The organism is Pelotomaculum sp. FP, assembly GCF_004369245.1.
In the GTDB taxonomy this organism is placed as follows: domain Bacteria; phylum Bacillota; class Desulfotomaculia; order Desulfotomaculales; family Pelotomaculaceae; genus Pelotomaculum_C; species Pelotomaculum_C schinkii.
The window spans coordinates 1-19,460 of the sequence record NZ_QFGB01000057.1; the positions used below are offsets into that span (position 1 = coordinate 1).

A 19,460-nucleotide genomic window follows, 5' to 3' on the forward strand; every position below is an offset into this window, starting at 1 on the left:
TCGCCTTAGCTGTTCACAATAAATGAATTGAGGCTTATTGGTTTTCCTGTTCCGTGAGCAATATTTATTAATTCTATGTAAACAAGAGAATAAGGGGAGTAGACTCTAAAATTAGGGGTTTAAACCGTTTTTACCTGAAAACCATCCTCCACATACAGGGCATTTCTGGCTGGTGTGTTTTGGGTTAACTGACCTTGCCCCAATAAATAGACACATAGAACGGCTTTAATAATTATCACATACCAGCCAGCCAGTTGTTTAATATTCTATTAGCAAGCTGATAATATCGACTCCAAATGCTCCCGGTTTCTTGAATTACGTTTTCCACAGCGCCGCAACCGTTTTCTTCAATTAGAACATCACTCCAGGCGCCTATCCATTTCTCAATGATTTCCGGAGTGATCTCCAGGTGAAACTGCACCGCATAGGAGTTGCATCCCAAAGAACAGGCTTGATTCGCGCAAGCTTGGGTCGAGGCCAGCAGGGTGGTGCAAGACGGCAGCGAAAAAGTGTCCTGGTGCCAGTGAAAAACCGGAAATTCTTCCGGTATGCCCTCAAACAACGGTGCTCTTAGCCCGTCCGCGGTCAGGCGGAGTTTAAACCACCCGATTTCTTTCACGGGATTGTGTGTAACAGGCGCGCCCAGTGCCTTGGCCATCAACTGCCCTCCCAGACAGCTGCCTAAAGTGGGCAAGCCCCTTACGAAAGCCTCTTGAAACAGCAGGCAAACCTTCTTCAAATGAGGGTACAACCCTTCCTCGTTGGCGCTCATGGACCCCCCCAGAATAACCAGGGACTGATAATTATTTAGATTATCGGGCAAAACTGAACTAGGCTTATCCATGACACGAATATCAAGTTCCCATCCGGCCGCTTCCATAGCGCTCTTAATTAATCCTGGTCCAACGATTGACTCATTTTGTATAATTAATGATTTCATGACCGAAGAGCTCCTTTCAATCTTCCATCTATAAAACTAAAAAGCGCCAGCGATAAAGTGCATCACTGGCGTCTTTGCCTGTTTATAAGTCTCATACTAAAACTCATTTAAATATATTGCTTTAACATATCTTATAGCAAGGTCTTAAAAAAAGTCAATATACGATTAGCCAAGCTTTTGACAACGTGTTATTACAGCAAGACCTTGAAAAATGTAATGAACTACTCCCTTCAGACCGCGTATTTGCGTCGAAACCGCTTCAGGAGCAAATAAATCAGCAGTATCAGGTAGGATAAGCCGGCCAGGATATAAAGCCAGGCGTTGGCACCTGCGCTGGCCAGCCAGTATGCTTTGGCCAGCCAGTAACTGGGCACGACTCCCAGCAGCAGCTGCCACCTGCCCTCGATAAAAAAGGCCGCCAGCGGTCCCAGCATGAGCAGCCCCATAGCTTTCATGAGAGCGAGTCCCTCCACCTTGTTATTGGCCACAAAGGCAATAAAAAGAGTGGCCCCGACGCCCAGAAGGCCGGCCAGGAGAATGATTGGGATCAGGTTGGCAAGCAGAACCAGGGAAACCAAACCCGTGGCGGGAAGCATGAAAACCACATAAAGCACGCTTAACAGAAATGTCAATAACAGCCGTTGCTTAAGGTAGCCGTCCACGGACAGGGGTGTGACCTGGATGGCGGCCAGAACCCCGTCATCTTTTTCATCCAGCAGCAGGAAACCGAAAACAATGCCGAAAATCAAGGGTAACTGTAAAAGGATTGCAAAACTCAGGAGCAGTGGATAATAGGGTTGAAGGTCAAAGTTATAAATGTTTTCCAGCCACATGGCCAGGGGTGGAATCGCCAACCGGAATACAACAGGTATCAGCCACGGAACAGTAAGCACAAAAATAAGGAGCGAGTCGCGGCTGATATTCTTAAGGTCATTGCGTACGAAGTCTCTCCAAAACCGCATTGTCAATGCCCCCTTTTTGCGCTGCTATGTAACGATCAAACCTGTAGCGGCATATACGCGATAGAATGATAATCCAGACAGCCTGGATGAAAACACTGTAAATGGCCTGCCAGACAGTGATATCTCCCAAAACCCCTTTAAGCAGGTACAGGGCGCCCATTGTTGGGAACGCAAAGAATAAAGGGAAATTAACCCAACCTGCAAAATGGATGACAGGCAACCCCAGAATAAGCAGGTAGAGTTGGGAAGGCACCAAAAAGGAACTGATGGACCGGTAGGGAGCCACAGCGATGAATCCCGTCTGCGTATACACTATAGAAACCAGGATAACCCCCAGACTCAGGTAGAAGAGATTGAATTTTATGCCGTATCCGGCTATGGCTATAGCCAGGGAGGCCAAAATGGACATCAGGGTATACGCAGCCAGCTTGGAGCCTAAATATTCCCCGAACCTTAAGGGTGAAACAACCAGGGCATATAAAGTCCGCTCTGTTTTTTCAAAAATTATTTGTCCTGCAATGAAGAAAAAACCGATTACGGCCAGATCGCCGAAGATGACATAAGGTAAAGCGAGCCTGGCAAGAGCAGCGGGTAATGCTGCCAGAGCAGCAATCCAGACCATGGTTACAAACACGGCGGCATAGTAAAACCCGTATCTTTTCTGGAGGATGATGTCCATTTTGAACATAACTGCCAGGCGGCTCATACCAACTGCCTCCCGGTTACCTTGATAAAGATATCCTCCAAAGAAGGCTCCATGGTATGGATGGTTTGCAGCTTTTCCTGGCGGATGATCTGCAGGAAAGTACTGTTCTCACCCAATCCCTCCAGGAAAAATTTTTCCTTTTTAACCTGGTTGTCTTTCATGTAGCTGACGGCAATTGCCCTTTCACCATGTTCGAGCTTTAACCTGTTGGGACTGTCGATAAGGACGATTTTCCCTTCCACGATGAAAGCCACCCGGTCGCACAACTCATCAGCGATGAACATGTTATGTGTTGTCAGAAAAACCGTGTGCCCCTTCTTTTTCTCTTCGAGAATCAAGTCCTTGAGCTTTCTGGCATTAGCCGGGTCCATCCCCGATGTGGGCTCATCCAGAAAGAGTATTTCCGGCCGGTGCAGCAGGGACCGGGCAAAATTGAGGCGCATCTGCATCCCCTTGGAATAATTGGCTACCTTTGTCCGGGCATCCTCCGCCAGGCCCACCATCTCCAGCAGGCGCAACGGGTCTTCCGTCTCCCGGAAAAAAGAGATTGGAAGAACGCTAAATTCTCCAAACCGGTCAATTTTTGAAAACTATTGGGAAGTTCAAAGGCTACGCCGATTTTCTCATAATATTCCTTGCCCCATGATTTGAGATCATGGCCAAGTACCTGGACCTCGCCATGATAATCGTGCAATAAGCCGATCAGGATTTTTTGAGCAGTGCTTTTGCCCGCCCCGCTGGGACCCAGGAAGCCGAATATCTCTCCTTTTTCAACGGTAAAAGATGCGTTGTTCACTGCCAGGTCCCTGCCGCCAGGATACTTGTAGGTCAGGCCTGTTACACTGATCATTTTCCGGCTCCTAATTGTTAAATTAATAAAGCCATACTTTAGCATGTCCAGTAAGTTTCTTTAATCGTCATTTAAACAGCATATCCGGGGAAGCTATCGGGTTGCCTTGTTTTGTTAAAACATAAATGGGAATAACGAGGCAAGCTTGCAGGACTAAAATTAATGGATATCACTCGCTTCCTTCGTTATTTTTACGTATTGATATCATCCGAAAAACCATAATGATCATGAAGAAGACAAACAAAAATATAAACAAGTGCAAGAAATCACCATCAAAAATGTTGACATTTTCCGTGAAAAAGCTCGTTCTTCTAATAATTGCCATAATGGTTGTCAGAATCGCAAGTAAACCTACTATCAGATATACTTTTTTTCTATTCTCAGTACGATAGCTTACATATGCTCCCGCCAAGACAATCCTGATTAAATAGTATCCCATGCATAATGTCATTATAACTAAAACACTTATTTGACTGGCAGCCCACTCAACTCCATAATTAGGTAGAAGCAAATCAATCATCAGCAAAAAATAGAGCATTAAAAAACATTTGTTTCCAACTTCGTTTCGGGTTTGAACCTGTCTTTCATCAAAATTTGAATTTCTTTTATTGAACATTATCCCCATCCTCCCAAAAGATTTGGTCAAGTGTTTTATCGAGGGACTTACAAATTGCTATGCACAACCGTATTGATGGATTATAGTCTCCATTCTCAATGGCATTAATTGTTTGCCTTGTAACACTTACAATTTGTGCCAGTTCTTTTTGTGACATGTCTTTTGCGGCTCTGGCAGCTTTTAGCCGCAGGTTCTTTCCCATACACTTCACCTCTATACCTAGAGTAACATATATGTTACCATATGTCAAATATACATTACGTTTGTGTAACCAGAATGTAAAAGTCACCCTCCATGAACTGGCTGCCAAGGGTGACTTGTTGACGAATATGGTTATGTTGTTATTAGTCGTATCAAGCAGATTTTTTTACATGATACCTAACCCTAAATTCTGCGCCGATAGATTGCGCTAGTTCTTTGCAATTTCGTATGTTTTCCCCAGAGATTGAGTTTACCACAGTCATTACTACCTTGGGGATATGCTCCTTGCATTTAACAGCAAAGTCCAGCATGGCTTCAAAGGCCGCTTCTCCATATTTGGACCGGCATATGGCCTGATACTCATACCTGTCCCCGGCATTCATGCTGATAGAAACAGCGTCCACCAATCCTTGCAATTGCGGTGTGATATCCTTGCCGCAAATAAGATTGGCATGGCCGTTGGTATTGATGCGGATTGGCAGACAATATTTCTCTTTGAGCTTTTTACATATTTCAATAATGTCATATGCGCGCATCATGGGCTCACCAAAACCGCAAAATACAAATTCCTTATACTTGGCAATATCCCGCCTTTGGATATCTTCAATAACCTCATCTATAGATGGTTCCTGTTCGAGCCACAGGTTCGTTCCACTACCAACACCGTCCGATATGTTTCTGATGCAAAAAAGGCAATTATTGGTGCAGCGGTTGGTTATATTAATATATAACGAGTTGCCTAATTCATATGTGATTGTCATCAAGATCTCCTTACCATTACAGTAGTTCTACAAAACCGGTAAAATGAGAGTGCCAGTGATCAAGTGCATCACTGGCGTCTTTGCCCGTTTAGTTGATAATAGACACTGTCAATGTTTTGCTTAAATTTATCTTATAACAAAGCCTTGAAAGGTGTCAATATTTGATTCTTCAGGCTTCAGCGCATAAACATTAATTTTTCGCCCTGACGTAATCCACAACCAAGAGCAATAGCGGTATTCCAAATTCTATCGGTAGAGCTATCAAGCCAAAACGGTCCAAACGAAAGAACTGCCTCAATTCCATGTAGGAAGGAAATAAAATAATTGAAAGCACAAAAATGATAGCGCCAGTGGGCAGGATAAGTGGCAGCTGGTTTTTCAGACCCAGCCATTGTTTAATGGAAGCTGACGCGGCGTAATAAAAAAGGGTCACCACCAAAAAACTGGTACTGCTCCAACTTATCAAGAACAGTGGTTCAATCCTTTGAATAAAATTAGCAATATTAATTTGTCTGAATACCCAAAAAAACTGGTAATTTGATACAACCGGAGCATCTGCGCCTAATACAGATACAATTGTAATGGAGACAAGAAAAATAACCAAACCAAGAATGGCAATGGATAGCAAAAGAGTCTTCCTGGCATCTGTTTTTATGTTCAATGACGGAAAAAGGAACAGCCAGGAAACGGCTATGCCTATAAACGGCAACTGAATAATGGCGTCCATCATAGCTGGCCGCCACCCATCATCCAGAGCCAGCTCCAGTTGCAACAAGTCCATATTCGGGGTATTTAAGAGTATACCAATAATAATAGAAAAGAAAATAATAGGCACTAAAACTTCCGCTGCTCTGGCAATAACCTCCAGGCCTTGAACTGAAGCGTAAGCCGCGATAAGTAATGAAACTGCTATAAAGGCTGTCTTAGGGGTTTCAGGCAAGAGAAGCAAATATAATTCGGCATAGTCGCGAGTGGCAAAAGAGGCGATTAACAGAAAAAGGATGATGTACGTCAGGCCTACAAATCTTCCTAACCACTTGCCCAGAATGTACTGACTATATTGAATAATGGTTTGTGAAGGGTATCTTAAACCAAGGGTAATCATTAAATACCCGCCCGCCAAACCTAATATAGTAGTCAAGACTGCTGACAACCAGACATAATATTTGGCGCCGCCAAATGAAATCATAGGAAAGGTTCATATTACAGGCATCACCAATGTACCAATAGTAAGCATAATAGCCTGATAATTGCTTATTTTAGTATTGCTATTCTCCATTGCCAATCCTTGTAAAAAGAGTTTATATATTACTATACCAATAGAGAACAATATTTATTCAAAGCCATAAGGCGGGAATCCTGCGATAAGACGGAGCCTTATTTTCCGGAACCGGCCACTTAATTTTCTTGCCATATTACGGGACTTCAAACTTTTTTACAGGCAGGGATTTTGGTAGAATCTATAGGAGTTCATTTGCTGGACAGCGAACGTAATAATATGAAACGCAGCTACCTTATGTTTAGACCTGAAGATGTTGAAATTAGCGATGGTGGGGCAATATTGAGTGGGTTTCTTCCGGATACTGTGCAAGGACAGGCTTTCTTATGACCAAGACGGGAAATAAAAACCCCGCCGCAAGGGCGGGGAAGGCAAAAATAAAAATCATATCAACGGCTTGCGCCAATCTGATTGAAGAGCTGAATCATCTGGGGTGTCCAGCATTCCTTACTTTAGAATCATATACCAGGGTTTGACCGGTGCTGGACTCAGGTCCAGGTAAATGTGCTTGGTCTTTGTATATTCTTTAAGAACCATCGTGGAAAGGTCTTTGCCCCAGCCGGATTCCTTGCATCCACCCCATGGTGTCTCACAGAAAATCATGAGATGCTCGTTCACCCAAACTGTACCGGCCTGAATATGTGAAGCGAGTTGAAGACCAGTTCTTAAATCCCTTGTCCACACCGACGCACAAAGACCGTATTTTGTGTCGTTAGCAAGGGCGACCGCTTCCTCATTCGTCTTGAACTTGCAAAGAGCTATAACAGGCCCAAAAATCTCATCGCGCATGATCTCCATATCGTTGCTGCAGTTGCCAAAAACAGTTGGAGCTACATAGAAGCCATCCTTTGTGTCAGGCGTGTCAGGCCGCTCTCCACCGAGCAGCAGCTCCGCCCCTGCATTCCTGGCTCTCCCGATATACCCTTCGATCTTGTCGCGATGCGCGGCATAGGCGACAGGCCCAAGTACGGTCTCCATATTCATGGGATCGCCGTATTTGAGAGATTTTGAGGCTTCTACAAATTTCGCTGCAAACTGATCATATAGAGATTCATGGATATAAAACCGACTTGCAGCTGCACATACTTGGCCTGTATTGAAATATGCGCTAAAGATCGCGCCCTCAACAGCGGAATCCAAGTCGGCATCCGAAAGTACTATGAACGCATTTTTACCCCCAAGTTCCAGCCCGACCTGCTTAACCGTACTGCTTGCCAGGCTCATGATACGCTTTCCTGTAACAGTGTCACCGGTGAATCCTATTTTGGCCACATCAGGGTGTTGTACCATGGCTTCCCCAACTAGTTCGCCAGGCCCTGTAACCACATTGACTGCTCCGGCTGGTACACCTGCTTCCATGGCTAATTCAGCCAAACGTATGGTAGTTAAAGGAGTGATTGAAGGTGGTTTGACGATCACAGTATTGCCTGTGATCAGTGCTGCACCCAGTTTCCATACAACCATCAGCGCAGGAAAGTTCCATGGGGTGATTAGTCCGACAACGCCCAGGGGCTCACGGATAGCCATCGAGGTACACCAGGGGCCGACGGGCAGGGTCTCCCCTGTCAGGGCCCTGCCTACACCAGCAAAGTATTCAAGCTGCTCGGCGCACAGCGGGATATCAAAATTCATGGTTTTTCTGATGGGAGATCCATGCTCCATGGTTTCCAGTTTGGCAAGTTCATCCAGGTTTGCCATGATTAGCTGTGATAACTTGAGCAGAACTTTGGAGCGTTCGCCCACAGTTTTGGATGCCCACTCAGGCGCTGCTTTTAATGCCGCAGCAACAGCCAAGTTCACCTCGCTGATCCCGCACTTCGGCGCCTTTGCTATGATCGCTCCGTTGGCCGGATTGATGATATTCATGGTTGCGCCATCTGACGCGCTCATTCTTTCCCCGGCAATTATAGTCTTAAATTCTTTAATTTGAGTAGACATATCTGCTCATCCCTTCTTAGTATTCTTAATAAGCTTTTTTGTATAGTTCCAAAACCTCTCCCACAGCAGTTTTGTGGGGGCTTCATTTATAGCGTCTTCCGCCAGGCGCGGGAACAGGTTTTCAGGTACACCAACCTCTTTCCTTGCCAGAATCGCCCCTGTTCTACTATTGTGTCAACTGTGCTCCGCACATTGAAACGAAAATTTACTATTTTTCCCTCCAACTCGATTTGCTCTCGGTTAATCCTGTTACACAAAAAAAACCAAGCGTCTGCGCTTGGCCAAAAAAATTTTTCAAATTTGGCTCAGCTCATCTCTACTCACCTCATCTCATTATATAATTTGTTGACAAATTACTTGGCTCAACTCTTCTTACACAAATAATTCTCGATGTGCATTCAAAATCCTCCTTTTTTACTTTTTTGACATATATAATATTTTCTAAATTATTTAGCTTAAATTCTCCACCATAGGTGACCAACTTATTGGGCAGGATGGTCGAAGTGATATGATAAAATGATTAATAGGAGCCCCTGAGATTTTCCTAAGAATAAAAAAGTAATGGAGAAAAATGTATGAAATTTGTTTCGTGGAATGTAAACGGTTTGCGTGCATGCATGAATAAAGGGTTTATCGACTTTTTCCAGTCTGCGGACGCAGATATATTCTGTGTCCAGGAAACAAAAATGCAGCAAGGGCAGGCAGATATTGATCTGGAAGGCTATGAGGAATACTGGAACAATGCCGCAAAAAAAGGGTATTCGGGGACTGCTGTCTTCTCCAAGCGCAAAGCAAACTCTGTTTCAATGGATCTGAGTAAAGAGGAGCATAGTTTGGAAGGACGCGTGATCACTCTTGAATATCATGACTTTTATCTGGTGAATTGCTATACGCCAAATGCCCAACGTGGATTGACCCGTCTCGACTACCGGATGATATGGCAGGATGATTTTTGCTCCCATCTGAAAAATCTGGATAGGAAAAAACCGGTGGTTGTCTGTGGAGATATGAATGTAGCGCACCAGGAGATAGACCTGAAAAACCCCAAATCCAACGTGGGGCATGCTGGGTTCTCTCCCCAGGAACGCGAAAAAATGACAGAGCTCCTGGAAGCGGGATTTGTTGACTCATTCCGGTATTTGAATCCCCACAAAGCAGGCGCCTATACCTGGTGGTCGTATATGTTTAATGCCCGGGCCAATAATGTTGGCTGGCGTATTGATTATTTTCTTGTTTCGAAGCGAATACAAGATCGGATTCAGGAGGCCCTGATTTATTCCGAGGTCACAGGCAGCGATCATTGCCCCATTGGGCTTGAGCTTTCCATATGAAGCGCCGGTGATCAAGTGCATCACCGGCGTCTTTGCCAACTTTATTCTCCGGCTATCAAATCCATCACATTGCGTAGCATGCTTTTATCCAGGATTTTTAATAAAATTAACGGCGGCTTAATGGTGCATTCATGTAAAGCTGGTATAATCAAAGTATCCTACAGAGATGTCAACCACCATGAAAAAATCTTTATTGAGGTAAAGTATGGGAAAACAGAACAACACAATCGTTGTAAGCGGCGATATTTGCATCAATACACTTCTTTGGACTACCTACCCGCAGAATCCGAATGGCTGGAACTGGCAAATGCATGAAAATATGCACAGCATATCAATGCCGGGTGAATCCATGCTATTGGCCAAGCTCATCTCTTTGGCGATCGAGCAACCGGTTCTTTCTCCGGATATGCAGACTAAGGAATCGATACACACAAACGAATTCCTTCATTCCACAGCAGAGATAGAACTCTATCCCAGAGTGCCGGGCGGCAAGGACACGGGTAAAGTGTACCGGATCAGCCGCTATCTTGGTTTTACAGGAACATCATCCGGCTTACCAAAATTGCTTCCTGTTGTTCATGATGATGCGGATGCTGCAATAGTCGTCATCGATGATGAGAACAATGGATTTAATGAACATGAGGAGTTTTGGCCGCTAGCCCTGAAAACAGAAGGGAAAAATCCGCTTGTCCTATACAAACTGAATAATCCGAACGTGTCCAGCGCATTATGGAAGCATCTGGTAGGAACACATATCGAAAAAACAATCATCATCATCAATAGTGAAGACCTTCGTGCCAAAGGCGTGAACATCAGCAAAAGCATCTCCTGGGAAAGAACGGCACAGGATTTTGTATGGCAGTTGAACAATAATCCGAATCTTTCCTTTCTTGCGGGATGCAGGCATCTAATCCTTACTTTCGGACTGGAGGGAGTAATCTATTACAGCTCTAACGGGGTTGCCGAATCCCGCCTTTATTTTATGCCCTATGCATTCGAGGGCGATTTCTCGAAGGAGATTCAGGGCGGGATGTATGGATCTACTTCCTGTTTTGTTGCAGGGCTGGTGAAGAGTATTGTTGCGAAGGGAATGAAAGAGGAAGAACTGGTTTTCTCAATCAATGACGGCATTCGCGAAGGCATTGTAGCCGCACAAAAATATTATGTCGACGGTTTTGGCACGAATACATCTTCATTTACCTTCCCGAACCCGAAAATCTTTTTGGAAGATGACAGTTATGCAATTTCAAAAGAAAATGTACAGGATGTGAAAATCCACATCCCAATCGATAATGATAGTCAGGACAGCTGGTATATTCTAAATGATAAAAGCCCGTCCAATCTTGTAGAAATCGCCGCACAAATCGTAAAAAGCGGTGAAGAGAGGGTTCTGAAGTTTCCGGTTGCCCGGTTCGGACAGTTGAAAACTGTGGACCGGACAGAGATTGAAAGCTACCGGAGCATCAATAACCTGATGTGTGAGTATATTGCAACGAAAAACGCGATCAGACCCCTTTCCATTGCTGTATTCGGAACCCCGGGTTCCGGAAAATCCTATGGTGTAACTGAAGTAGCTGCAAGTATAGCGCCTGATCTGATTAGCAAATTAAATTTTAATTTGTCCCAGTTCCGGTCGCCCTCCGATCTTGCAAGGGCCTTTCACAAAGCAAGGGATTTTTCGTTGGAGGGGAAGGTGCCGCTGATCGTTTTTGATGAATTTGACGCTTCTTTTGAAGGAAAGCTGGGATGGCTGAAGTACTTTTTAGCTCCCATGCAGGACGGATTGTTCAGAGAAGAGGATACGTTACATCCCATTGGAAAGACAATCTTTGTTTTTGCAGGCGGAACCAGCAGCACATTTGAGGAGTTCTGCGGCGAGACAATCACGGATGACGGGGAAAAGAAACGGTTTTTAATGGAGTTTAAAAGCGCAAAAGGTCCGGACTTCATCAGCCGTCTGAGGGGGAACGTCAACATTCTTGGACCAAACCCATCGAATCATCAGTTGGACCAGCTGTTTGTCATCCGCAGGGCAATGCTGCTTCGATCTTTATTTGAGAGAAAGCTGCCCCACCTGATTAACGACAGAGGGGAGGCACAGATCGATAATGGTGTATTACGGGCATTATTGAAGATTCCCAGATATAAGCATGAATCAAGGTCTATGGAAGCAATCATGGACATGAGCATACTGACCAGCGCCAAAAAATGGGAGCAGTCACACCTTCCTTCCAAGGCGCAGTTGAAGCTGCATGTCGATGAAGAGCAATTCACCCGCCACTTGATGCATGACGTTTTTTACAGTGAAAAGATTGAAAGCCTTGCATGTGCAATTTATGAAATGATCCAAAACACGATGGGCAAAGACAGTATCGACCATAAAACGGTCAAAAGTCATTGGGAAACCCTATCCGAGGAAGAAAGAAATTTCTATCGGGAGCACATCAGACAGATCCCGGACGCCCTGGTATTGCTTCAATATGATATCGTTTCAGTGATTGAAAAACCTGAAGCGATCAAATTGAGTGAAAAAGAAATCCGCAGCCTTGCCGAATATACGCATAAACACTGGTTTACACAAAAAAAAGAGGCAGGCTGGAAATTCGGTGAAATTCATGATGAACAGCTTAAAACCGACCCGAATCTGGTGTCTTGGGACGCCTTAAATGAAGAGTGGAAAAAGCATATCGGCAGCATGGTGGAAAAATGGCCCGTTATCCTGGCAAATGCGCATTTTAAAATGGAGTATCTGAAGCCTTTTTGTCAACGCGAAACATCGGACGGATAACAGTTATATGCTTTTTCTGGCTGTGTGAACAGCCTCTTTTACTTTTCAGTTCCTTCAGGTTTTGGACCGACTAAAAGAACTGTATCACTCGGCTTGAAATAATCGCTGGAAATCAAGGTTCTGGTTGTAATCTCCCCCTCCACAACTACCTCCCGGTAAACTTTCACCGTGTACCCGGTTTTCCCCTGGTTCATTACCCTGGTTTCACCTGCCGGCAGACTGGGGTCATATTGCAGCACAACCTTAGGTTGTATGACCGATTTATCAGTAGTAATGCGGACTTCCCTTTGTTCGGTAATCTTCGTCCCAAATATGCGAATTGTCAGTGTTCCGCTTTCAATATTGCTGGAGATATAAACCGGGGCGCCGGTGTTGTTCAGGAATTTCAGGTCCAGATAATCTCCGGCAATGGTAGCGTCGCGACCAAGTGATACGTAGTTAACCGGGAGGGGATGGGAGTATCTTTCCACAATGCCCAGGTTGGCGAGAAGAGCAGCATTGTACAGGGTGGTAGCCACCTGGCAGATGCCGCCTCCGAAATCAAGGGCAAGTTGTGACTGAATAAATATAGGCGCCTTTAAATAGCCGTTTTCCGCTCCGCGGGGTCCGAGGCGCTGGTTGAGTGAAAAGATCTCCCCCGGCTTGACCAGGGAGCCGTTGATGGTAGCGCTTGCCAGTGCGATATTGTGGGACCTGTTCCCGTCATTTTCGTCAAAGATGGTGACGTACTCGGCCAGCAGCGCGTCAAGTGTACTTAAATCAGCGGTTTTTACGTCCGGTTCCAGTAATTGACCGGTCGCTTGCACCTGTAACTTACCCTCGGACAACGCCAGCCGTACCTGTTCAAAAGTCCCGTCAAAGTCAAGTATGTAGCCGTCTTTTTTGTCGGTTATTTCTATTTTATTATTTGATAAACTGAGGTTGGCGTTTTTGGGCGGGCTGTCCCAATTCGTTTTGAGGGTTTGAATTATTGTCGCTAATTTGTCCTCAGAAAAGACGATCTTTGCGGGAACGTCGGCAGGCTCAGCCCTGCGCTTTAACAAGGACATCAACTGAATAACATATTTATCGTTTATCCCGTACTTGAAAGCTGTTACAGCCATAGAGCGGTAATCATACTTTGCGTCAATATCGGACAATTTAAAAGAGAAACTTTTACCGCCGTCTTGGAGCTCAAAGGTGCTTTCGGCCGGGAGAGGCAAGCTGCGCTCAAGCTTTTCAGCAGCTTCAACCGTACTTAGGCCGCCAACCTGAATGCCTGCCACACTTACACCTTGCTGTATTATCCCATTGTATTTGTTATCCAGGACAACAGCAGTTCCCAGAATACCTGCAACAGATTGGAGCAACAGCAGGGAAGCAAGAAACAAGGTGTTTTTTAGGAGCGATATTGTTTTCATCAAGTTTTATTCACGTACGTTGAGAGTAAGTTGGACATATTTGTTGGCAGCTACGGCTTTCTCGATCATTTCAACGGTGATGCTCTGGCCTTCTTCTGCTATAATATCGCCATCATCGGCAAGGATGCGCATGGTCACCTTTTTCCCCAGGAGGTACTGGCGCTGCTGGTCTTCAAAATGTTTGAGCGCTTTGACAGGCTGCTTGTCGTCGTCCTGTTTGTCAGCAGACGCAGATTTCGTCTTGGGCGCTTCCGTTGTATCTTCTGTTTCTACCCGTTTATAGCCGGCGGGAGGTGCAGCTTCAACGGTTACTTCCAATTCAGACACCAGCTTGCTTTCAACGCCGTCCTCAACCACCAAATAATCAAGACCGAAGGACAGGATGTACTTTCTGGGAATTATGCCGGCCGGGCTTTCGCTATCGTTGGGAATTATTTGGCATCCTGTGATGTCCCCGGTGGTTTCGTCAAAGTAGTATTCGCTAATGGCGCCCAGGATTTTACCCTTGTTGGAGATCACTTTCAGCCCGTTCAAGTGGAAGTCCTTTTCAAGCAATTCAACTGCCTGACTGTTGTCTTGTACCGGAATAAGAGTTGAACTTGCAGCGACGGTCAGGGCATTTTCACCGAAGCCCTGCACTGTGTTGAAAGGTACGGTTTTTAAACCGAGATACCACATTCTGTCTTTTATCAGAAGAAAATCAACGGCGCCACGCTGGTTTAGAACCAGATGATTTGCTTCCCCGATTTGGAGCCCTTCTTCGATGCTCATAACTGGTAATCCTAGAATCTGCCGGCTGCTTTTCACTTAAATACCTCCTTGGTTATTTCTTTTGTCTTTCGGCAGTGTCAATATTTGCTTTTAATTTAACTAAATTAGGTACCTTGGAATAAGGAGTGTTTTTTGGTATCCTGGCAGCTTGTAATAGTTCGGTGAAGGTTTCAAGATACAGCAAACGTTCTTCAAGCTGTTGCCGGATAGGTGCGACATTGAGATGCTCCTGCTCAAGAAGTGACTTAATAAACAGCTTAGACTGGGGATAGTGGCCAAGTTCCAGGTAAACATTGCTTATTTCCACGGCAAGAGCCACAGCTACATGAGGCTCCCGGTTAAGGCTGAAAGCATTCATAAAACTGGTCAGCGCAGAGACCATGTCACCACTTGCTTTAGCCGCAAAACCGGCAGAAATGTTTTCGTTGACGGTCTCTGAAGGTAACTCCGGTTTTGCATGGCTTAAGGCAGGTGCTTTTTCGGCTGGAATTGCTGCGTTCAGCGCCGGTGACAGTTCCATCGCGGGCAGATCACACCCTTCAAAATGTTCTTCGGCGGTCTCCAATACGGGCAACAGCCTTTCGTCTACAAATGCGTTTTCTTCCAAAATAAGCCCTTGAGAAGTTTTCTGCGTATCGTACGCTACGTCATCCTGGCCGGGTATCAATTCAGCAGCATAGGCTGCTTTGGCAGGCTCCCGGGTTTCTTCCCGCCAAAGTGTTTCCGGGATGCTTTCAGATACGGGAAGCGGCCACTCTGCAGAAGTGTCCTGGGTACTCTGTAAATCACCGGGAACAGCGCTGTTTGTACAACTATCGCTCCCGCCTACAGTTTTCGTATCGGGCTGGGTTTCGTCCAAGGGACTGCCTGAAGATTCTTCCATATAGGAAGGCAATTGAGTTTCCGGTAAAAGTGTGTCCGAGGGAGACTCCGTCTCCCCTGCCGCTGTTTCTGTAAGCTTGCTAGTGATACCGCACTCCTGGACAGGATCAGGTGTGATTCCATCCGGCAAGTCTGCCGCCGAGGTTTCAGTTGGTATGTGTGCAGGTTGATCTGCACCAGGCGCATTACAGTCAAGAGCAGCGCAGGCTTGGGAGAAGGCGGTTTTTTCGCTAAATTCAAAGGCTGTAGAAGTGGTGGGAGCAGGCTCTGCTATTTCGTTTCCAGGTTCCGTTGTTATTACCGGGTTGGCGGAACTGTGCGCAGATATTTTCATGTCGCAGTAACTAAACGCAAAAGCAAAAAGAGTGATCAGGCCGAGGTATATAAACAACACCGCGGGCAAGGCAAAAGCAGCAAGCGCCCAGGGGAAGAAGGCCCCCAGAAGCAAGGAAACGCCTGTCGTCGCAAAAACTGTTCTGGCACGCAAGCGGATTCTGCTTTTGAAGAAGCTGTGAATAACGACAAGAACAAGGCTCAGAAGCAATAATATAACTATTAGCAAGACCAGATATTCCTGCATTGTTTACCTCGACCTTTTTCTATATTATCGGCATAAATCTCCATTAAATTTAGTTCAATAAAGTACTCCACTTAGACCCGGCAAGTAAAATGCGCCCTGCCGGATTAGATTGAAACATATGTCCGGTTGAATTTGAATCGCTTCCGGATAAAATCGGAAAGGGTGTCTGGTTTCGTTGGAATATGCAGTGGTCCACTATGGGTATAGTTAGTTGGACTTCATCTTGTTTGGCAGATTCGTCCCATACCTTATGCCTGGCACAAAAAAAACACCGTCCTGCAGGAAGGTGTTTTAGGAACGATTCTTATTACATATTTGGTTAACCAATCGAATGGTTTGTCATGCGGTAACAATGCGGCTGTCTGCCTGTAAGCCAAGTTTCTCAACAGCGTGCTCCCGCATCTTATATTTCATAATTTTCCCGGCGGCATTCATTGGGAAGTCGTCGACGAAATCGACGTAGCGCGGAGTTTTGTGCTTGGCCATGTGTGAACGGGTGTAATCTTTGAGTTCATCGGCAGTCATTGTTACATTATCCTTGAGTACCACGCACGCCATAATCTCCTCGCCGTACTGCTTGTCGGGCACACCAATCACTTGAACGTCCTTGACTTTAGGATGTGTATAGATAAAATCCTCGATTTCCTTGGGATAGATATTCTCACCGCCCCGAATGATCATATCCTTGATGCGACCGGTAATTTTGTAGTACCCATTTTCATCACGCCTTGCCAGATCGCCGGTGTGAAGCCACCCGTTTTCATCAATGGCGTTTTTCGTCGCCTCAGGCATTTTGTAGTAACCCTTCATGATGTTGTAGCCGCGTGCCACAAATTCACCGTCAACATTATCGGGCAAATCCTCGCCGGTCTCGGGATCAACAATCTTGCATTCAACACCGGGCAGCGCACGTCCTACAGTATTGACGCGCAGCTCAATGGAATCATCCACGCGGCTCTGGGTGCAGCCTGGGGAAGATTCAGTCTGGCCGAACACAATCGTAATTTCCTTCATGTTCATTTTGTCCACCACATCCTGCATAACCTTGACCGGACAGGGACTGCCTGCCATAATGCCGGTCCTCATATAGGAGAAGTCTGTCTTTGAAAAATCCTCATGTTCAAGCATCGCGATAAACATGGTTGGGACACCATGGAAGGCGGTAATCTTCTCCTTGTTTATGCATTCAAGCGACAGCTTAGGTGAGAAATAGGGCATTGGGGACATTGTCACGCCATGCGTCATTGCGGCCGTCATGGCAAGCACCATGCCAAAACAGTGGAACATTGGTACTTGAATCATCAAGCGGTCGGCAGTGGAAAAATCCATGCAGTCACCGATATTTTTGCCGTTATTCACCACATTATAGTGGGTAAGCATAACGCCCTTGGGAAAACCGGTGGTTCCCGAAGTATACTGCATGTTGCAGACGTCATGCCGGTTGATGGAAAGCGCGCGGCGGTAAACATCCTCAACCGGAACTCTCTCAGACATGGCCATGGCCTCCTCCCATGTCAGGCAGCCCTTCTGTCTGGAATCAATGGTGATGATATTGCGCAGGAAAGGCAGGCGTTTTATATGGAGCGGTCTTCCTGCCTCGGCAGTTTCCAACTCAGGGCAAAGTTCCTTCATAATGCTTACATAATCGGAGTCCTTGTAACCGTCGATCATAACCAGCGTATGCGTATCCGACTGGCGCAAGAGATACTCCGCCTCATAAATCTTGTAGGCAGTGTTTACGGTGACCAGAACCGCGCCTATCTTGGTGGTCGCCCAGAAGGTGATGTACCACTGGGGAACGTTGGTTGCCCAGATCGCTACATGGTCACCCGGCCTGACACCCATGGCAATCAATGAGCGAGCGAATGTATCGACATCGTCCCGGAACTCGGTATAAGTCCTGGTATAATCCATTGTAGTATATCGAAACGCATACTGGTCGGGAAACTCTTCAACCATACGGTCAAGCACCTGAGGAAAGGTCAGGTCAATTAGTGTATCCTTCTGCCAGACATATTTCCCTGTGCGCGCGTTATTTTCGAACAGATGGCCCTTTACCAGACTTATTTCAGTGTAACGGCTCATATAGTTTGCAAAATTCGGGAAGACAACTCCCGCGTCATCAAGCTCATCCGCCCAGCGCTTGACCCATTCGAGGGACACATAACCGTCGTAGTTAATCGAGCGCAGCGCCAGCATCATGTCGTCAACCGGCAAATCCCCCTCACCCATCATACGATACCGTATGGAGCCATTCTCCACAACGGAATCTTTGATATGTACATATTTAATATAGGCGCCGAGGTTCTGCACCGTCTTTCCAGGGCTCTCACCTGCGAACCGGTAGGGATGATGCATATCCCACAGGGCGCTCACCGCGTCACTTGCCACCTGATCAAGCAGCCTGCACAGCCGGGCTGTGTCGGTATAGACACCATTGGTTTCCACCAGCAGGGTCACGCCCTTCTCTTCGGCAACCGGTACCAGGCGCTGCAGGGCGGCAAGAACAACCCCGTCATCCACCTCACCGGTGGTATGCGGCTCAAGGTCCGCAAGTATGCGGATGTACGGTGTGCCAAGCTTGGAGGCCAGCATAATATACTGCACAATCTCAGCATGGTTTTTCTCGGCATTTTCAGCAAACTTCAAGGCGCAGCTCGGAAAGTTTTTTTAATGTTTGCGGAAGCTGTGCTTCGGTGAAAGGCTGTGCCCGGACCGCGGATATTTCATTGCCCAGCCCGCGGACTTCGATGCCTTTAAAGCCAAGGTCCTTCGCCATGGAACAGATCTCGCTCCAACTGAAGTTGGGGCAGCCGAGTGTTGAAAATGCAAGTTTCATAGTTATTTCCTCCTTAAATTAAAAAGCGCTTTCGTCCATAGCATTTCTGCTAGAGACGAAAGCGCTAAACTTCCGCGGTACCACTCTTCTTGGTATGAAACATACCCACTCTAAAGGCATCGGTCAAAATGACGAATACCCTCTCGTTGTAACGGCGAGAAACCCGGTGGCGCCTACTTGCTTTTAGTCACCATGATGGCTTCCGAAAGCTTTCAGCTAACTGCTCAAGGGGGAGTCACAATTGCTCTGCGCGCTGTTTTTCAGCATCCAACAGCTCTCTGTAGCGACATAACGCAAAGTGTTTTCCCTGTCATCACATTTAAATATTTTTCCGCTATGTTATCAAATAATTGACTGCCTGTCAAGCAGGTTACAAAGAATCTTATCTTCGGCTTTTATTCGATCCCCCATCATACCGACAGAAAAGGTTATTTCAACTGCCGATAGACACCAGACATTGTTGCCAGCTCATTCAGATGCTCAACACAAAAGCAATAGCCGTGTCTCAACTGATATTAATACTACTCTAGATCTTTTTGATTTTGTATCTTTTTTATAAGGCCAATTACGGCAGTGATAATTAGTTAAGGCTATTCTCTCCTACCACAAGGTAGAG

Annotated in this window: 15 protein-coding genes, 1 pseudogene and 1 other annotated feature; of the genes and pseudogenes, 2 read left to right on the forward strand and 14 right to left on the reverse strand. The window is 46.0% G+C overall.

All coding sequences use genetic code 11. The features are described 5' to 3' along the window. Positions 1 to 235: 235 nt before the first annotated feature. The 10 genes from Psfp_RS17200 to Psfp_RS17240 all read right to left on the reverse strand — a co-directional run bounded on the left by Psfp_RS17200 (position 236) and on the right by Psfp_RS17240 (position 8,253). Entirely contained in the window at positions 236 to 940 is a 705-nt protein-coding gene (locus Psfp_RS17200) for a type 1 glutamine amidotransferase (RefSeq protein WP_134219764.1), read from the reverse strand. Between the two features lie 230 nt (positions 941 to 1,170). Further along, positions 1,171 to 1,902, reverse strand: coding sequence for a hypothetical protein (locus Psfp_RS17205; RefSeq protein ID WP_134219765.1), 732 nt, complete (start codon positions 1,900 to 1,902; stop codon positions 1,171 to 1,173). Continuing rightward, positions 1,871 to 2,608 carry a fluoroquinolone transporter permease gene (locus tag Psfp_RS17210; protein ID WP_134219766.1) on the reverse strand — a complete coding sequence of 246 codons (738 nt, stop codon included), beginning with the start codon at positions 2,606 to 2,608 and terminating at the stop codon, positions 1,871 to 1,873. Before Psfp_RS17210 ends, Psfp_RS17205 begins: the two co-directional genes overlap by 32 nt. Further along, positions 2,605 to 3,126 carry an AAA family ATPase gene (locus Psfp_RS22670; protein WP_348981157.1) on the reverse strand — a complete coding sequence of 174 codons (522 nt, stop codon included), beginning with the start codon at positions 3,124 to 3,126 and terminating at the stop codon, positions 2,605 to 2,607. Before Psfp_RS22670 ends, Psfp_RS17210 begins: the two co-directional genes overlap by 4 nt. Further along, on the reverse strand, positions 3,075 to 3,458 hold the full coding sequence (locus tag Psfp_RS22675) for an ATP-binding cassette domain-containing protein (RefSeq protein WP_348981158.1): 384 nt from the start codon (positions 3,456 to 3,458) through the stop codon (positions 3,075 to 3,077). The genes Psfp_RS22670 and Psfp_RS22675 overlap by 52 nt, the downstream gene beginning before the upstream one ends. Before the next feature lie 169 nt (positions 3,459 to 3,627). Continuing rightward, positions 3,628 to 4,074 carry a DUF6773 family protein gene (locus tag Psfp_RS17220; protein WP_134219767.1) on the reverse strand — a complete coding sequence of 149 codons (447 nt, stop codon included), beginning with the start codon at positions 4,072 to 4,074 and terminating at the stop codon, positions 3,628 to 3,630. Beyond that, on the reverse strand, positions 4,064 to 4,276 hold the full coding sequence (locus tag Psfp_RS17225) for a helix-turn-helix transcriptional regulator (RefSeq protein WP_134219768.1): 213 nt from the start codon (positions 4,274 to 4,276) through the stop codon (positions 4,064 to 4,066). The genes Psfp_RS17220 and Psfp_RS17225 overlap by 11 nt, the downstream gene beginning before the upstream one ends. Before the next feature lie 151 nt (positions 4,277 to 4,427). After that, entirely contained in the window at positions 4,428 to 5,036 is a 609-nt protein-coding gene (locus Psfp_RS17230; RefSeq protein WP_205079615.1) for a TIGR04100 family radical SAM protein, read from the reverse strand. 190 nt (positions 5,037 to 5,226) lie between these two features. Further along, positions 5,227 to 6,225 carry an endospore germination permease gene (locus tag Psfp_RS17235; protein WP_134219770.1) on the reverse strand — a complete coding sequence of 333 codons (999 nt, stop codon included), beginning with the start codon at positions 6,223 to 6,225 and terminating at the stop codon, positions 5,227 to 5,229. A gap of 537 nt (positions 6,226 to 6,762) precedes the next feature. After that, positions 6,763 to 8,253 (reverse strand): aldehyde dehydrogenase family protein, encoded by a 1,491-nt coding sequence (locus tag Psfp_RS17240; RefSeq protein ID WP_134219771.1) that lies wholly within the window; start codon positions 8,251 to 8,253, stop codon positions 6,763 to 6,765. Positions 8,254 to 8,828: 575 nt separating this feature from the next. On the opposite strand from Psfp_RS17240, the gene Psfp_RS17245 reads away from it, so the two are divergent. Continuing rightward, positions 8,829 to 9,584, forward strand: coding sequence for an exodeoxyribonuclease III (locus Psfp_RS17245; RefSeq protein WP_134219772.1), 756 nt, complete (start codon positions 8,829 to 8,831; stop codon positions 9,582 to 9,584). A gap of 205 nt (positions 9,585 to 9,789) precedes the next feature. Next, positions 9,790 to 12,372, forward strand: a complete 2,583-nt coding sequence (locus Psfp_RS17250; protein ID WP_134219773.1) for a RyR domain-containing protein — start codon at positions 9,790 to 9,792, stop codon at positions 12,370 to 12,372. Between the two features lie 38 nt (positions 12,373 to 12,410). Here Psfp_RS17250 and Psfp_RS17255 read toward each other — a convergent pair whose 3' ends face one another. The 4 genes and pseudogenes from Psfp_RS17255 to Psfp_RS17270 all read right to left on the reverse strand — a co-directional run bounded on the left by Psfp_RS17255 (position 12,411) and on the right by Psfp_RS17270 (position 18,844). Continuing rightward, complete coding sequence (locus Psfp_RS17255; RefSeq protein ID WP_192895504.1) at positions 12,411 to 13,772, reverse strand: VanW family protein; 1,362 nt, start codon at positions 13,770 to 13,772, stop codon at positions 12,411 to 12,413. Positions 13,773 to 13,778: 6 nt separating this feature from the next. Continuing rightward, on the reverse strand, positions 13,779 to 14,579 hold the full coding sequence (locus tag Psfp_RS17260) for a PRC-barrel domain-containing protein (RefSeq protein WP_134219775.1): 801 nt from the start codon (positions 14,577 to 14,579) through the stop codon (positions 13,779 to 13,781). Between the two features lie 16 nt (positions 14,580 to 14,595). Beyond that, positions 14,596 to 15,969, reverse strand: coding sequence for a DUF2304 domain-containing protein (locus Psfp_RS17265; protein WP_192895505.1), 1,374 nt, complete (start codon positions 15,967 to 15,969; stop codon positions 14,596 to 14,598). Positions 15,970 to 16,344: 375 nt separating this feature from the next. After that, positions 16,345 to 18,844, reverse strand: a pseudogene (locus Psfp_RS17270) (AMP-binding protein). Between the two features lie 48 nt (positions 18,845 to 18,892). Beyond that, positions 18,893 to 19,167: a binding site (T-box leader), on the reverse strand. Between the last annotated feature and the right edge of the window lie 293 nt (positions 19,168 to 19,460).

Excerpts from the sequence above, each read along its gene's own strand:
- Psfp_RS17255 (WP_192895504.1), bottom strand. The coding sequence starts at position 13,772 with ATGAAAACAATATCGCTCCTAAAAAACACCTTGTTTCTTGCTTCCCTG.
- Psfp_RS17240 (WP_134219771.1), bottom strand. The coding sequence starts at position 8,253 with ATGTCTACTCAAATTAAAGAATTTAAGACTATAATTGCCGGGGAAAGA.
- Psfp_RS17200 (WP_134219764.1), bottom strand. The coding sequence starts at position 940 with ATGAAATCATTAATTATACAAAATGAGTCAATCGTTGGACCAGGATTA.
- Psfp_RS17245 (WP_134219772.1), top strand. The coding sequence starts at position 8,829 with ATGAAATTTGTTTCGTGGAATGTAAACGGTTTGCGTGCATGCATGAAT.
- Psfp_RS17235 (WP_134219770.1), bottom strand. The coding sequence starts at position 6,225 with ATGATTTCATTTGGCGGCGCCAAATATTATGTCTGGTTGTCAGCAGTC.
- Psfp_RS17230 (WP_205079615.1), bottom strand. The coding sequence starts at position 5,036 with ATGACAATCACATATGAATTAGGCAACTCGTTATATATTAATATAACC.
- Psfp_RS17210 (WP_134219766.1), bottom strand. The coding sequence starts at position 2,608 with ATGAGCCGCCTGGCAGTTATGTTCAAAATGGACATCATCCTCCAGAAA.
- Psfp_RS17225 (WP_134219768.1), bottom strand. The coding sequence starts at position 4,276 with ATGGGAAAGAACCTGCGGCTAAAAGCTGCCAGAGCCGCAAAAGACATG.
- Psfp_RS17220 (WP_134219767.1), bottom strand. The coding sequence starts at position 4,074 with ATGTTCAATAAAAGAAATTCAAATTTTGATGAAAGACAGGTTCAAACC.
- Psfp_RS22675 (WP_348981158.1), bottom strand. The coding sequence starts at position 3,458 with ATGATCAGTGTAACAGGCCTGACCTACAAGTATCCTGGCGGCAGGGAC.
- Psfp_RS17205 (WP_134219765.1), bottom strand. The coding sequence starts at position 1,902 with ATGCGGTTTTGGAGAGACTTCGTACGCAATGACCTTAAGAATATCAGC.
- Psfp_RS17250 (WP_134219773.1), top strand. The coding sequence starts at position 9,790 with ATGGGAAAACAGAACAACACAATCGTTGTAAGCGGCGATATTTGCATC.